Source organism: Streptococcus vulneris, assembly GCF_019218685.1.
GTDB lineage: Bacteria > Bacillota > Bacilli > Lactobacillales > Streptococcaceae > Streptococcus > Streptococcus vulneris.
In genome coordinates, this window is sequence record NZ_JAHUZC010000002.1 from 96,860 (window position 1) to 112,630 (window position 15,771).

At 41.7% G+C, this 15,771-nt stretch carries 14 protein-coding genes; 10 read left to right on the forward strand and 4 right to left on the reverse strand.

Translation table 11 applies throughout. The annotated features are described in order from the left end of the window. Positions 1-64 precede the first annotated feature (64 nt). The 10 genes from KUA57_RS02475 (at position 65) to KUA57_RS02520 (ending at position 12,579) form a co-directional block, all read left to right on the forward strand. The gene (locus KUA57_RS02475; RefSeq protein WP_125446670.1) at positions 65-2,710 is read left to right on the forward strand and encodes an alpha-mannosidase; all 2,646 of its coding nucleotides are present in this window, start codon (positions 65-67) and stop codon (positions 2,708-2,710) included. Between the two features lie 83 nt (positions 2,711-2,793). Continuing rightward, positions 2,794-3,663 carry an ROK family protein gene (locus tag KUA57_RS02480; protein ID WP_185756751.1) on the forward strand — a complete coding sequence of 290 codons (870 nt, stop codon included), beginning with the start codon at positions 2,794-2,796 and terminating at the stop codon, positions 3,661-3,663. Then, on the forward strand, positions 3,657-5,537 hold the full coding sequence (locus tag KUA57_RS02485) for a beta-N-acetylhexosaminidase (protein ID WP_061864780.1): 1,881 nt from the start codon (positions 3,657-3,659) through the stop codon (positions 5,535-5,537). The genes KUA57_RS02480 and KUA57_RS02485 overlap by 7 nt, the downstream gene beginning before the upstream one ends. Before the next feature lie 209 nt (positions 5,538-5,746). Beyond that, complete coding sequence (locus KUA57_RS02490; protein WP_049552653.1) at positions 5,747-6,676, forward strand: ABC transporter permease; 930 nt, start codon at positions 5,747-5,749, stop codon at positions 6,674-6,676. A 13-nt stretch (positions 6,677-6,689) separates the two neighbouring features. Beyond that, positions 6,690-7,613 carry a carbohydrate ABC transporter permease gene (locus tag KUA57_RS02495; protein ID WP_000818352.1) on the forward strand — a complete coding sequence of 308 codons (924 nt, stop codon included), beginning with the start codon at positions 6,690-6,692 and terminating at the stop codon, positions 7,611-7,613. Between the two features lie 103 nt (positions 7,614-7,716). Further along, positions 7,717-9,198 (forward strand): ABC transporter substrate-binding protein, encoded by a 1,482-nt coding sequence (locus KUA57_RS02500; protein WP_004263115.1) that lies wholly within the window; start codon positions 7,717-7,719, stop codon positions 9,196-9,198. Positions 9,199-9,433: 235 nt separating this feature from the next. After that, positions 9,434-10,123, forward strand: coding sequence for a CPBP family intramembrane glutamic endopeptidase (locus KUA57_RS02505; protein WP_218493588.1), 690 nt, complete (start codon positions 9,434-9,436; stop codon positions 10,121-10,123). Between the two features lie 56 nt (positions 10,124-10,179). After that, on the forward strand, positions 10,180-10,476 hold the full coding sequence (locus tag KUA57_RS02510; protein ID WP_218493589.1) for a bacteriocin immunity protein: 297 nt from the start codon (positions 10,180-10,182) through the stop codon (positions 10,474-10,476). A gap of 131 nt (positions 10,477-10,607) precedes the next feature. Beyond that, on the forward strand, positions 10,608-11,597 hold the full coding sequence (gene trhO / locus KUA57_RS02515; protein WP_070842105.1) for an oxygen-dependent tRNA uridine(34) hydroxylase TrhO: 990 nt from the start codon (positions 10,608-10,610) through the stop codon (positions 11,595-11,597). A 121-nt stretch (positions 11,598-11,718) separates the two neighbouring features. Next, positions 11,719-12,579 (forward strand): DUF4299 family protein, encoded by an 861-nt coding sequence (locus KUA57_RS02520; RefSeq protein WP_218493590.1) that lies wholly within the window; start codon positions 11,719-11,721, stop codon positions 12,577-12,579. Between the two features lie 223 nt (positions 12,580-12,802). On the opposite strand, the gene KUA57_RS02525 is transcribed toward KUA57_RS02520, so the two are convergent. From KUA57_RS02525 to KUA57_RS02540, 4 genes are read right to left on the reverse strand one after another with little or no spacing between them, the layout of a single operon-like run. Continuing rightward, on the reverse strand, positions 12,803-13,867 hold the full coding sequence (locus KUA57_RS02525) for a DUF6574 domain-containing protein (protein ID WP_218493591.1): 1,065 nt from the start codon (positions 13,865-13,867) through the stop codon (positions 12,803-12,805). Positions 13,868-13,924: 57 nt separating this feature from the next. Then, a complete protein-coding gene (locus KUA57_RS02530) occupies positions 13,925-14,839 on the reverse strand; it encodes a DUF4097 family beta strand repeat-containing protein (RefSeq protein ID WP_218493592.1) in 915 nt (304 codons plus the stop codon). Beyond that, positions 14,832-15,425 carry a DUF1700 domain-containing protein gene (locus tag KUA57_RS02535; RefSeq protein ID WP_061589652.1) on the reverse strand — a complete coding sequence of 198 codons (594 nt, stop codon included), beginning with the start codon at positions 15,423-15,425 and terminating at the stop codon, positions 14,832-14,834. Before KUA57_RS02535 ends, KUA57_RS02530 begins: the two co-directional genes overlap by 8 nt. After that, the gene (locus tag KUA57_RS02540) at positions 15,412-15,738 is read right to left on the reverse strand and encodes a PadR family transcriptional regulator (RefSeq protein WP_042751793.1); all 327 of its coding nucleotides are present in this window, start codon (positions 15,736-15,738) and stop codon (positions 15,412-15,414) included. The genes KUA57_RS02535 and KUA57_RS02540 overlap by 14 nt, the downstream gene beginning before the upstream one ends. Positions 15,739-15,771: the final 33 nt, after the last annotated feature.

A 15,771-nucleotide genomic window follows, 5' to 3' on the forward strand; every position in this document is an offset into this window, starting at 1 on the left:
AATCACAAATTTACATTTAAAATGTTAACAATAAAAATTTAAATTTAGAATGAGGTTTTACTTCATGGAAAATGTTGTCGTACATATTATCTCACATAGTCACTGGGATCGTGAGTGGTACTTGCCTTTTGAAAGCCACCGTATGCAGTTGGTGGAATTATTTGACAATCTCTTTGATCTCTTTGAAAATGACCCTGAGTTCAAGAGCTTCCACTTGGATGGTCAAACCATTGTCCTTGATGACTACTTGGAGATTCGCCCTGAAAATCGCGACAAAGTCCAACGATACATCGACGAAGGCAAACTTAAAATTGGTCCTTTTTACATCTTGCAAGATGACTACTTGATTTCAAGTGAAGCCAATGTCCGCAATACCTTGATTGGTCAGCAAGAAGCTGCAAAATGGGGCAAATCCACTCAGATTGGTTACTTCCCAGATACTTTTGGAAATATGGGACAAGCTCCTCAAATCCTTCAAAAATCAGGCATTCACGTGGCAGCCTTTGGTCGTGGTGTGAAACCGATTGGATTTGACAACCAAGTTCTCGAAGATGAGCAGTTTACTTCCCAGTTTTCAGAAATGTACTGGCAGGGTGCGGACGGAAGTCGTGTCCTCGGTATCCTCTTTGCCAACTGGTATAGTAATGGGAATGAAATCCCAGTTGATAAAGACGAGGCCTTGACCTTCTGGAAACAAAAACTGGCAGACGTGCGTGACTATGCTTCGACCAACCAGTGGTTGATGATGAACGGCTGTGACCATCAGCCTGTCCAGAAAAATTTGAGTGAAGCCATTCGTGTGGCAAATGAACTCTTCCCAGATGTAACCTTTGTTCATAGTTCTTTTGATGAATATGTTCAAGCTGTGGAAAGTGCCCTACCAGAGCAATTATCAACGGTTACAGGTGAGTTGACCAGTCAGGAAACAGACGGCTGGTACACACTTGCCAACACTTCTTCATCTCGTATTTATCTCAAACAAGCCTTCCAAGAAAATAGCAACCTCCTAGAGCAAGTGGTAGAACCCTTGACGATTATCACTGGGGGTCATAACCACAAGGACCAGTTGACCTATGCTTGGAAAACTCTTTTGCAAAATGCGCCGCATGATAGCATCTGTGGCTGTAGCGTGGACGAAGTTCACCGCGAGATGGAAACTCGTTTTGCCAAGGTTAACCAAGTCGGAAACTTTGTTAAGAGCAATCTTCTTAACGAATGGAAGGGTAAAATCGCTACAGCTAAGGCTCAAAGTGATTATCTCTTTACTGTCATTAACACAGGCTTGCATGATAAGGTCGATACTGTCAGCACAGTGATTGATGTGGCGACTTGTGATTTCAAGGAATTGCACCCAACAGAGGGATACAAGAAGATGGCTGCCTTAACCTTGCCAAGTTATCGTGTGGAGGACTTGGATGGTCGTCCTGTAGAGGCTAAAATCGAAGACCTCGGAGCTAATTTTGAGTACGATTTACCAAAAGATAAGTTCCGCCAAGCTCGTATCGCTCGACAAGTGCGCGTGACTATTCCAGTTCACCTAGCACCGCTTTCTTGGACAACCTTCCAATTGCTGGAAGGAGAACAAGAACACCGTGACGGTATTTACCAAAATGGAGTAATTGATACGCCATTTGTAACGGTGAGTGTGGATGACAATATCACAGTCTATGACAAGACAACTCACGAAGCCTATGAAGATTTTATCCGCTTCGAAGACCGTGGTGACATCGGAAACGAGTATATCTATTTCCAACCAAAAGGAACAGAGCCAATCTATGCAGAGCTTAAGGGCTACGAGGTCTTGGAAAACACAGCTCGCTACGCTAAGATTTTGCTCAAACATGAATTGACCGTGCCTGTCAGTGCAGATGAAAAGCTAGAAGAAGAGCAAAAAGGCATCATCGAGTTTATGAAGCGTGAAGCTGGACGTTCAGAAGAATTGACAAGCATTCCTCTTGAAACTGAGATGACTATCTTCGTTGATAATCCACAAATCCGCTTTAAAACTCGCTTTACCAACACTGCCAAAGACCACCGTATCCGTCTCTTGGTCAAGACTCACAACAAGCGTTCAAGTAATGATTCTGAAAGCATTTATGAGGTAGTGACACGACCAAACAAACCAGCAGCTTCATGGGAAAATCCTGAAAATCCTCAACACCAACAAGCCTTTGTTAGTCTGTATGACGATGAAAAAGGTGTGACTGTATCCAACAAGGGATTGAATGAATACGAAATCCTTGGAGACGACACTATTGCAGTGACCATTCTGCGTGCGTCAGGTGAGCTAGGTGACTGGGGTTACTTCCCAACACCAGAAGCACAATGCTTGCGTGAGTTTGAAGTCGAGTTTGCGCTTGAATGCCACCAAGTCCAAGAACGCTTTTCAGCCTATCGTCGTGCTAAAGCCTTGCAGACACCGTTTACCAGCCTTCAGCTTGCTAGACAGGAAGGAAGCGTGGCTGCGACTGGTAGCCTCTTGAGCCATTCTGTTCTCAGCATACCGCAAATCTGTCCAACAGCCTTTAAGGTAGCTGAAAATGAAGAAGGCTATGTTCTTCGCTACTACAATATGTGTAGTGAAAATGTGCGTGTACCGGAAAGTCAACATCTCTTCCTGGACCTACTGGAACGACCATACCCAGTTCATAGAGGCCTCATTTCACCACAAGAGATTCGTACAGAATTCATCAAAAAAGAAGAAATTTAATTTCAAAAAGTAAACATAAAAAGAAAGGAGGGGCGAAAAGGTAAGAACTAACTGCTGATTCGCCCCTTTTTATGGTAAAAACAATGACCATTGCAACGATTGATATCGGAGGGACTGGGATTAAGTTTGCCAGTCTGACTCCTGATGGGAAAATACTAGATAAGACAAGCATTCCAACGCCAGAAAGTTTGGAGGACTTACTATCTTGGCTAGATCAACGTTTGTCAGAACAGGATTATAGCGGGATTGCTATGAGCGTTCCAGGCGCGGTCAATCAAGAGACAGGTGTGATTGATGGCTTCAGTGCGGTGCCCTACATTCACGGATTTTCTTGGTATGAGGCGCTTAGCTCTTATCAGATTCCTGTCCATCTGGAAAATGATGCCAACTGCGTTGGACTCAGTGAATTACTGGCTCATCCAGAACTTGAAAATGCAGCCTGTGTCGTGATTGGGACAGGGATTGGCGGAGCCATGATTATCAATGGTAGACTTCATCGAGGTCGCCACGGCCTGGGTGGAGAATTTGGCTACATGACCACCCTTGCCCCTGCTGAAAAGCTCAACAACTGGTCGCAACTAGCGTCAACTGGAAATATGGTGCGATACGTGATTGAAAAATCTGGTCAGACTGACTGGGACGGTCGCAAGATTTACCAAGAAGCTAAAGAAGGTAATACCCTTTGTCAAGAAGCTATTGAGCGCATGAATCGTAATCTGGCGCAAGGCTTGCTCAATATTCAGTATCTGACTGATCCAGATGTCATTAGCCTGGGAGGCTCTATCAGTCAAAATCCAGATTTCATCCAAGGTGTTAAGAAGGCTGTTGAAGACTTTGTTGCTACCTACGAAGAATACACAGTCGCACCTGTCATCCAAGCCTGCACCCATCATGCAGATGCTAATCTCTACGGTGCCCTTGTCAACTGGCTACAGGAGGAAAACCAATGGTAAGATTTACAGGACTTAGTTCCAAACAAACTCAGGCAATCGACTTGCTGACAAAGCATATCTCTTTACCAGATGTGGAAGTATCTGTCGCTCAGTCTGACCAAGCCTCTATTTCAATCAAGGGTGAGGGTGGTCACTATCAATTGACCTATCGCAAACCTCACCAACTTTATCGTGCCTTGTCCTTGTTAGCAACAGCTCTAGTAGAAGGTGATAAAGTAGAGATTGAAGAACAAGCAGCTTATGAAGATTTGGCTTATATGGCTGACTGTTCGCGAAATGCGGTGCTGAATGTGGCTTCTGCCAAGCAGATGATTGAGGTCTTGGCTCTCATGGGCTACTCAACCTTTGAGCTCTACATGGAAGACACTTACCAGATTGAAGGGCAACCTTACTTTGGCTATTTCCGCGGGGCTTATTCGGCTGAGGAGTTGCAGGAAATCGAGGTTTATGCCCAACAGTTTGACATGACCTTTGTGCCATGTATCCAGACCTTGGCCCACTTGTCAGCCTTTGTCAAATGGGGTGTCAAGGAAGTGCAGGAGCTCCGTGATGTGGAGGATATCCTCCTTATTGGCGAAGAAAAGGTTTATGACCTGATTGATAGTATGTTTGCTACTCTGTCTAAACTACAAACTCGCAAGGTCAATATCGGGATGGACGAAGCCCACTTGGTTGGTTTGGGACGCTACTTGATTCTGAACGGTGTTGTGGATCGTAGTCTCCTCATGTGCCAACATTTGGAGCGCGTGCTGGATATTGCTGACAAATATGGTTTCCACTGCCAGATGTGGAGCGATATGTTCTTTAAACTTATGTCAGCAGATGGCCAGTACGACCGTGATGTGGAAATTCCAGAAGAAACTCGTGTCTACCTAGACCGTCTCAAAGATCGTGTGACCTTGGTTTACTGGGACTATTATCAGGATAGCGAGGAAAAATACAATCGCAACTTCCGCAACCATCACAAGATTAGCCATGACCTTGCATTTGCAGGTGGTGCTTGGAAGTGGATTGGTTTCACACCCAATAACCATTTCAGCCGTCTCATCGCTCTTGAAGCCAATAAAGCCTGTCGTGCCAATGATATCAAAGAAGTCATTGTAACGGGTTGGGGGGATAATGGTGGTGAGACCGCTCAGTTTTCTATCCTACCAAGCTTGCAAATCTGGGCAGAACTCAGCTATCGCAATGACCTAGACCGTTTGTCTGCACACTTCAAAACCAATACTGGTCTATCGGTTGAGGACTTTATGCAGATTGACCTAGCTAATCTCTTGCCAGACCTACCGGGTAATCTCAGCGGGATCAATCCTAACCGCTATGTCTTTTATCAGGATATTCTCTGTCCGATCCTTGATCGACACATGACACCTGAACAGGACAAACCGCACTTCGCTCAGGCTGCTGAGACGCTTGCTAACATTAAAGAAAAAGCTGGCAACTATGCCTACCTCTTTGAAACTCAGGCCCAGTTGAATCAGATTTTAAGTAGCAAAGTCGATGTGGGACGGCGCATTCGTCAGGCTTACCAAGAAGGTGATAAAGAAAGCCTGCAAGAAATCGCCAGACAAGAATTACCAGAACTCAGAAGCCAAATTGAAGACTTCCATGCTCTCTTTAGCAACCAATGGCTGAAAGAAAACAAGGTCTTTGGCTTGGACACAGTTGATATCCGTATGGGCGGACTCTTGCAACGCATCAAGCGAGCAGAAAGCCGCATCGAGGCTTATCTAGCTGGTCAGATTGACCGCATCGATGAGTTAGAAGTGGAAATCTTACCATTTACAGACTTCTACGCAGACAAGGACTTCGCAGCCACAACAGCCAACCAGTGGCATACCATTGCGACAGCTTCAACCATTTATACAACCTAAAAACAAGAACACCTTGCCTTGAGCAGAGTGTTTCTCGTGAAACATCCCTTTCTTAAAAAAGTACTCCACATAAAATAATTTGTGGAGTTTTTTCTATAATTAGTAGTTTAACCTAACCTTCAAATAGGAGTATACTAATAATGTAATCGTTATCAAAAGTCTAAAAAGGAATTTTTAGATGGATATCAAAATAAAAAGGGGAGGAAATTATGAATAAGTTTTCAAAAACCTTGAGAGACAACTGGATCTTTCTCTTGATGGTTTTGCCAGGGGCACTCTGGTTGATTCTATTCTTCTACATTCCAGTATTTGGGAACGTGGTTGCCTTTAAAGACTACCACATGACCAGTAATGGATTTATAGATAGTATCGTGAATAGTAAATGGGTCGGACTCGATAATTTCAGATTCTTGTTTAGTTCAAAAGACGCCTTTATCATCACTCGAAATACTGTCCTCTACAATCTAGGCTTTATCTTTATCGGTTTGATTGTATCAGTAGGGATTGCTATCATCTTAAGTGAACTCCGTTCTAAGAGAATGGTTAAGATCTTCCAAACTTCCATGTTGTTCCCTTACTTCTTGTCTTGGGTTATCATCAGTTTCTTTACAGATGCTTTCCTAAACATTGATAAAGGTGTGTTCAACCATTTCCTAGAATCTATTGGGATGAAGGAAATCAATTTCTACGCTGACTTGGGTATTTGGCCTTATCTCCTACTTTTCCTTGGTATTTGGAAAGGCTTTGGATATAGCAGTGTCATGTACTATGCGACAATCATGGGAATTGATCCAACCTACTACGAAGCAGCAACCGTGGACGGGGCCAGCAAATGGCAACGAATTCGCAATGTAACCATTCCGCAGTTGACACCATTGGTAACCGTATTGACCATTCTTGCAGTCGGAAACATCTTCCGTGCAGACTTTGGTCTCTTCTACCAAATCCCCCACAATGCTGGTCAGCTTTATAACGTAACCAACGTCTTGGACGTATATGTTTATAATGGTTTGACTCAGACAGCGGATATCGGGATGGCTTCAGCGGCAGGTCTCTATCAATCAGTAGTCGGCTTGATTCTGGTTGTCCTATCAAACTTACTTGCAAGACGAGTTGATCCAAACTCAGCCTTGTTCTAGAAAGGAGGAGAATATGGCAGAAAAGAAAATTAAAAAAGAGAAAATTGATAATGTCGGCATTCACTCCTTCAGTAAGAAAGCAGATATCTTCTTTAGTACTATTTCTGGTTTGATCGCCCTCTCTTGTATCCTACCCTTCGTATTCGTTATTGTTATTTCAGTGACAGATGAAAAGAGTATTCTCCAAAATGGATATAGCTTCTTCCCATCCCAATTTGGATTAGACGGTTTTGAATTTTTGGCACAGTTTAAGGATAAAATCCTCCAAGCCCTCTTCATCTCAGTCTTTGTAACCGTAGTTGGGACATTGACAAATGTCTTTATCACAACAACTTATGCCTACGCCATTTCACGGACAACCTTTAAGTATCGCAGATTCTTTACGATCTTTGCCCTTCTTAGTATGTTGTTCAACGCTGGTTTGGTACCAGGCTATATCGTGGTAACTCGTTTACTTCAACTTGGTGATACAGTTTGGGCCTTGATTGTTCCAATGCTTCTCTCACCATTTAACATCATCTTGATGCGTTCCTTCTTCAAGAAGACCATTCCAGAAGCTATTCTAGAATCCGCTCGTATCGATGGTGCTAGTGAGGCCCGGATTTTCTTCCAAATTTGTTTGCCATTGTCACTACCAGGTATCGCAACCATCACGCTCTTGACAGCTCTTGGTTTCTGGAATGACTGGTTTAACGCCCTTCTTTACATCAAGAGTGACAACTTGTATCCATTGCAATATTTGCTCATGCAAATCCAACAAAATATGGACTACATTGCAAAAGCAGTCGGTCTATCTGGTCAACTGGGAGTTGCTCTACCAAAAGAAACAGGTCGTATGGCCATGGTTGTGGTCGCAACCCTTCCAATCGCGATTTTGTATCCATTCTTCCAACGCTACTTTGTAAAAGGTTTGACTATCGGTGGTGTGAAAGAATAGTGCTTGTCGAGAAAAAACATTTCTCATTTTCCAACTTCCCTTGCGTGAAGTTAAAATCATTATATTGTTTATAAGTTTAAAAATAAAAAAAGGAGTTTTTGTCATGAAAAACTGGAAAAAATATGCTTTTGCATCTGCTAGCGTAGTCGCTTTGGCTGCTGGTCTCGCTGCTTGTGGAAACCTTTCAGGTAACAAGAAAGCTGCTGACTCAGCTTCAGGTGATAAGACTGTTATCAAAATGTACCAAATCGGTGACAAACCAGATAACTTGGATGAATTGCTAGAAAATGCTAACAAAATCATCGGAGAAAAAGTTGGTGCCAAATTGGATATCCAATATCTTGGATGGGGTGACTACGGCAAGAAAATGTCAGTTATCACATCATCTGGTGAAAACTATGATATCGCCTTTGCAGATAACTACGTTGTAAATGCACAAAAAGGTGCTTATGCTGACTTGACAGAATTGTACAAAAAAGAAGGTAAAGACCTTTACAAAGCACTTGACCCAGCTTACATCAAGGGTAATACTGTAAACGGTAAAATTTACGCTGTTCCAGTTGCAGCCAACGTTGCGTCATCTCAAAACTTCGCCTTCAACGGAACTCTTCTTGCTAAATACGGTATCGACATTTCAGGTGTAAACTCATATGAAACACTTGAACCAGTCTTGAAACAAATCAAAGAAAAAGCTCCAGATGTAGTGCCATTTGCGGTTACTAAGAACTTCATCCCATCCGATAACTTTGACTACCCAGTTCCAAATGGACTTCCATTCGTTATCGACCTTGAAGGGGACACTACTAAGATTGTAAACCGTTACGAAGTGCCTCGCTTTAAAGAACACTTGAAGACTCTTCACAAATTCTATGAAGCTGGATACATTCCAAAAGACGTAGCAACAAGCGATACTTCATTTGACCTTCAACAAGATACTTGGTTCGTTCGTGAAGAAACAGTAGGACCAGCTGACTACGGTAACAGCTTGCTTTCACGTGTTGCTAACAAAGATATCCAAATCAAACCAATCACTAACTTCATCAAGAAAAACCAAACAACACAAGTTGCTAACTTTGTTATCTCAAACAACTCTAAGAACAAAGAAAAATCAATGGAAGTGTTGAACCTCTTGAACACTAACCCAGAACTCTTGAATGGTCTTGTATACGGTCCAGAAGGCAAGAACTGGGAAAAACTTCCAGGTAAAGAAAACCGTGTTAAAGTCCTTGATGGCTACAAAGGAAACACTCACATGGGTGGATGGAACACTGGTAACAACTGGATTCTTTACATCAACGAAAACGTTACAGACCAACAAATCGAAGATTCTAAGAAACAATTGGCTGAAGCTAAAGAATCTCCAGCACTTGGATTCATCTTTAACACTGACAATGTGAAATCTGAAATCTCAGCTATCTCTAACACAATGCAACAATTCGATACAGCTATCAACACTGGTACTGTAGATCCAGATAAAGCTATTCCAGAATTGATGGAAAAATTGAAATCTGAAGGTGCTTACGATAAAGTATTGAACGAAATGCAAAAACAATACGATGAATTCTTGAAAAACAAAAAATCATAAGATCAATTGATTTCGTGTATTCATTCCTAACTCCTAAAAACTGAATCACTGTTTTCCTCAGGTTGGTATGGGGGAGGCAGTGATTTTTTGAAACGAGAGAGCATAGATATCCATGTTTTTCTTATCACTATTTAACCACTCAGGAAATCTCAAGTAGCATTTAGGATTTGGAGTAAGGATTTAGGAAAATATAGCTTATATTAGAGATGTCTCGAGTTTACAAAGGAGAGTTCATATGAAGAAGTATCAGCTTGTCTTCAAAATAAGCGCAGTCTTCTCTTACTTATTTTTCGTATTTGGTCTTTCTCAGTTGACGCTTATTGTCCAAAATTATTGGCAATTTTCTTCCCAGATTGGCAATTTCGTCTGGATTCAAAATCTCTTGAGTTTGCTATTTAGTGGAGTCATGATTTGGATTCTGTTTAAGACAGGGCACGGCTATCTTTTTCGCATTCCGAGAAAAAAATGGCTTTGGTATTCGATTTTGACAGTATTAGTGGTAGTGCTCCAGATCTCTTTTAACGTTCAGACAGCTAAACATGTTCAGTCAACTGCTGAAGGTTGGGCTGTATTGATCGGTTATAGTGGGACCAACTTTGCTGAGCTAGGTATCTATATAACTTTGTTCTTTCTGACTCCACTTATGGAAGAGCTAATCTATAGAGGATTACTGCAACACGCTTTTTTTAAGCATTCGAGATTTGGCCTTGATTTGCTTCTTCCGTCAATTTTATTTGCTCTTCCTCATTTTTCAAGCCTGCCTAGTTTGTTAGATATCTTCGTCTTTGCAACATCTGGCATCATCTTTGCTAGTTTGACCCGCTATACCAAGAGCATTTATCCTTCCTATGCGGTGCATGTGATTAATAATATTTTCGCAACATTACCATTTTTGCTGACTTTTTTACACAGGGTGTTTGGGTGAAATATTGGTACGAGAGTTAGGAATGATAGCTTTTCAATTTAAGGAGGAAAATGAGAATGACACCATTAAAATGGTTTGCAGGAGGAAGTGAAAGGCGTTGTGAAGCCATGACTATCATAGATCATCTACTAGAAGACATAAAGGATACGCCTCAACTTGCTCCTTTGAAAAATCAGTTAGTGAGTTATCAAAGAAGATTGAAGGACGATGGGACTTCTACTCCATTTATTTTGAGTCAAATGAACGTTGACCTTGCGCGCGTATTGATTGATAACAAGCTAAGTTTGTCAGAAAGTCAAGCTAGGCAAATCAAAAAATTGAGAGAATTATCTGCGATTCGCTATGGTTACTGATGAAGTGCAGGGATAAGCACTTTTCTACAATTTCCAGTCAAATAAATTGCATTCGCTTTCTCAAGCAGGTATACTAGTATAGTTAGATGAAAAATTCTGAAAATTTAAGAATAGAAAAGAGAACAAATCTTATGGCAAAAGATATTCGTGTCTTACTTTACTACCTTTACACTCCAATTGAAAATGCAGAGCAATTTGCTGCAGACCACTTGGCTTTCTGTAAATCAATCGGCCTTAAAGGTCGTATCCTAGTCGCTGACGAGGGAATTAACGGAACAGTTTCAGGGGATTATGAAACAACTCAAAAATACATGGACTACGTTCACAGCCTCCCAGGCATGGAAGACCTCTGGTTCAAGATTGACGAAGAAAATGAACAAGCCTTCAAGAAGATGTTTGTTCGCTATAAGAAAGAGATTGTCCACCTTGGTTTGGAAGACAACGACTTTGACAACGACATCAACCCACTTGAAACAACAGGTGCTTACTTGTCTCCAAAAGAGTTCAAAGAAGCCCTTCTTGACGAAGATACAGTTGTCCTTGACACTCGTAACGATTACGAGTACGATCTAGGACATTTCCGTGGGGCTATCCGCCCAGACATCCGCAACTTCCGTGAGTTGCCACAGTGGGTTCGTGATAACAAAGAAAAATTCATGGACAAGCGTGTCGTGGTTTACTGTACAGGTGGGGTTCGCTGTGAGAAATTCTCAGGCTGGATGGTGCGTGAAGGCTACAAAGATGTCGGCCAATTGCACGGAGGAATCGCAACCTACGGTAAAGACCCAGAAGTCCAAGGTGAGCTTTGGGATGGGAAAATGTACGTCTTTGACGAGCGTATTGCCGTAGATGTTAACCATGTCAACCCAACTATCGTAGGGAAAGACTGGTTTGATGGAACACCATGTGAACGTTATGTCAACTGTGGAAATCCATTCTGTAACCGTCGTATCTTGACATCAGAAGAAAATGAAGACAAGTACCTTCGTGGATGCTCACACGAGTGCCGTGTTCACCCACGTAACCGCTATGTTTCAGAACATGAATTGACACAAGCTGAAGTTGTCGAGCGCCTAGCCGCTATCGGTGAAAGCTTGGATCAAGCAGCAGCTACTGTATAAGATTAAACAGTCCTTAGGGGCTGTTTTTCTATGCTTTTTACTAAAAAATCTAAAGTTTGTTTCTGTATCTTTCAGGAAAATAGGGTATACTATATGTAAACGATTTCAAAGGAGTCCAGTTATGACGAAAACATTTTTTATTCCAAATAAACAGAGCATTTTAGGAGAACAAGAGATTTTGACTGCCAAGTCCGTCTTGGCCTTGGTAGATGGTTTGGAGTCACATAGCTATGATGCTGTCTATCTCCGTCAGCCTCTTAACCGTCTCGAGTATATTGAGTGCGGAATCGTGGGCAGATCTCAGTTTCTCTTTAAAGTTCGCTACCTAGACTCTCAAAAAGGCCATCAAGTAATCATTCCTGACTTGATTACCAGAGCTGACTGGGAGATTGTAGAAGCTCTCTTGCAAGCCTTATCTAGCAAGGTTGGTGAAGAAGTTGAAGGATTGGCAGACTTTGACTTGGAAAACTATTTCCAAGAAACTGTTAAAACTTATTTGGCGGATAAGGGTGCTCGTTTGGGCTTCTGCCAAGGAATTCTATCACCTGTTTACTTTGACAAGAAGGATTTAGAAAGCTTCTTAAAAGAAGATGGTTTGGCACGTTTTGAAGCATTAGTCAAAAAAGTTCAAGGGTCTGATGCATATCCTGCCAGCGCTAAATTTTATCCAGATGGAGAAGGTAAGGTTCATGGTATCTACCACCTAGCTCAGGGAGTAAAGACTATTTTGCCAAAAGAACCTGTGATTCCAGCGCCTTATGTTGAGCAGTTGGTAGGAAAAGAGCTTGTCTGGGAAATTGATCTAGTAAAAATATCAGGAGACGGCTCAAAACCAGAAGACTATGAAGCAATTGCCCGCTTGGACTATGCAAAATTCTTAGAGTCTCTACCATCAGCATCTTACCACCAACTAGATGCCAATCAATTAGAAGTACAACCCATCCTAGACAAAGATTTTAAAGCATTAGCACAAGAAGAGTAAAGCAGAAGCAGGTCAAGTGACTTGCTTTTTTGGCATAGAAAAATCCTGCCATGGAAGACAGGATTGCTACTCAATGAAAATCAAAGAGCAAACTAGGAAGCTAGCCGCAGGCTGCTCAAAACACTGTTTTGAGGTTGTAGATAAGACTGACAAAGTCAGGAACATATATCTACGGTAAGGCGAAGCTGACGTGGTTTGAAGGGATTTTCGAAGAGTATGAAGTTTAAATAAAGGCCAAGATACGAAGATAATCCCCAATCAGTGCCACTTCAGCTACAAAGAAGAGGAGGATAATGACTCCGTTCACAAGGACAGACAAGAATAACTGATAGAAGGAGTCGGTTTCATTTGCTTGACTTGGCCTTGTAATGATATGGAGACTAGCGAGCAGAATGATTCCAATGCTAATCACACACAAGATGGCTGTAAATCGTAGGCTATCAAAGAAGGCAAAGAAACTAGCAATAGCAGTGAGGATGATTGGAATGGCCAAGAGTTGACTATATTGTTGGAGAACCTTTTCTAGCGTCCAGTCAGTTTCTTGGTGGATAAATCGTCTCACCACGAAACTACCCAAGAGGAATGAAAAGAAGAAGAGTGTTGTTGCTACTAGGATAGAGATAATCGAAAAGAGATTTAATGAAGCAAATTGTTCAGGGAAGTGATTATGCATAGTTGCTATATGTCCATAGTAAGCATGTTTGATATGGTAGATACTAAAGAAAAAGGAAGATGCAGAAAACAGAATGAGCAAGAGAAAGGCTGTGTAACTGTGTGTGCTACTTGTTTCAAGATTGCTCGTAGGAGATTTGATTGCTTCCACTAGCCAAGACCAAAAATCAAGCGCTTGCTCTTTCCATCTATCCGTAGATTTTGGAGCTTGGTCGGGGATATAGGGACTTTCTAAGGATTGACTGATAAGAAGGGGCTCTTTCGTGCTTGTTTTTTGCTGAGGAAGTGCTTCTTGACTCTCTTCAGCTATAGTGACTTTTTCTGTTTCTTTAGAAAGGTCTTGCTCTTCTTCAGTAGAATCTAATGCTTTCTTTTCTTCTATTTCTGTTCTCGCTTCACTGTCTTCAGGAGCTTCGATTTTCTCTTCTTGCTGGCTTTCCAGTTCGACTTCAGCTTGAGAGACTTCCTCCTCTACTTGAGTATTTTTTTCAATTGGTGTATCGAGATCGGCTATCGTTTCTTCAGTTTTATCTATCATTTTTTGTGATAAATCTTCTGATTTGTTTTCATTTGGTGATTTAACAAAATCATTACTTTCAAACCATTCTTGTTTCATGGTAGAACCTCCTTTTTAGTGGGCTATGCGTTATAGTGGTCGATATAAATAGGTTTGTTAAGGTCTGTTTGCTGTAATTTCAAGACTAATATAATCATCAGCCTTAGCTATGAGTTGACCTTTTGTATCAGTTTTTTCAGTTTTGTAAGGGTTACTCAATTCGTTGGGGTGGCGTTGACTCTCGTCTTTCGATAACTGATAAATAGGACCATAGTGACTTGAGAGGTCTAAGTTGATTTCTTGGCTTTCTTTTTGAGTTAGCGTGATACTAAGTTCATTTTTAGAAGTTAGTTCTACCTTACCATATACTTTAATATTGTCAACGTAGAAGTGATTTTCTGTTGACTCAAGCTGACTATCTGTCAGCTCTGTATCAAAGATATTAATGATATTTGGGGTTGTGAGTTTGCTGTTTTTGATTCGACTCTCTGTGATTCTTAGGAGATAGCCATTATTGGTATTGATAGTCGCATTTTCAAGGCTAGCATTTATGATGGTGGTTTGTCCACGATTGGCTGACACGTTGATCCCTTTTAGACTTCTTCCTTTTGGAACTTGTAGAATAACTTCTTCAAAACGACGAGAGTAGCTACTTGCGACATGGAGAATCCCGCCAATTCCTGAAGAGAGATATGGAGTTTCAGACAGTTTTTTATCCGTTAGGCTCAGAGTTTTGTCGTTTTGATTTGTGACAAGATCATGGTTAGCAGAAATAGATGGATGGTAAGAAATGTGGATTTGATCATCGAAAGAGTCTGTGATGGTTAGCGCGTGTTGGTGGAGAGTAATTTCTAGGTTTTCGACTTCCTTGCCAAAGGTCAGCTCTTCCATCCGACTATCGTAGACAGGTTCTTTGGACATGGTAAGTAGGCTCCTAATTCCGTCAGATTGGATGCCTACAAAGAGCAGGACAAAGCCGATAACGGTAGTCACAACACCAAAAATGAGAAATCCTTTTGTCCATTTACGCATGCTGGGCACCTCTCTTTCCTTTTTTAAGAACAAATTGCACCAGGCGAACAATGAGTAGACCGAAGAAGCGGGCTACATAGGAAATACCTAATAAAACCAGCGAAGAAGCACCGATAGCTAGTAAACCAGAACCGAAAATCAAGATAAAGGCTGATTTAGCTTGGGCTAGGACAGTAAAACTTTCAACTAAAAATAGGAATCCGCCGATGATACCAAGTATGGAAACCGCAAAGAAAGCCAAGATGACAGTCAAGGCTGCCACAAGGATTGCGAACAGGGACACGAGGATGGCGATTCCCAGAGGAATACCGATGGGTGCCGCAAGGAGAGCTAACAAGGCGATATGCAAAATTTGTCGGTTATTCTTTTGAGCGGGTGCCTCATTGATTTTTTTATCGAGAAGATTAGAGAGAACTTCGTGGGCCGCTTCTTTGGGAGTTCCCAAGCTAGCGATAAGTTCTTCTTCTCCTTCGACTCCAGCATCATCAAAGAGTTCCCTGAAATAGTCCATGGCTTCGATGCGGTCAGCTTCAGGTAGTTTCTTGAGATAGAGTTCTAGCTGAGTCAGGTATTCAGTTCTTGTCATGGCGGATACTCCCTTCTATGATGCCATTGATAGTGTCTGTATAGAGTGTCCACTCATCTTTTAGGGTCACGAGCTGCTCTACACCACGGTCTGTTAAGGAGTAGTATTTGCGCATGCGACCTTGGAACTCTCTAGAATAGGTGGTCAGAAAGCTATTGCCTTCCAATTTTTTGAGAATGGGATAGAGCGTAGATTCTTTGATGTTAGCGATCAGCTTAATGGTCTGGCTAATCTCATAACCATAAGAATCATCCTGCTCCAGTACGGCCAAGATGAGAAATTCAATCAAGGCAGAGGATGTTGGAAAGTACATGGGAAACCTCCTTTTCTAATGTGTAAGATTTTT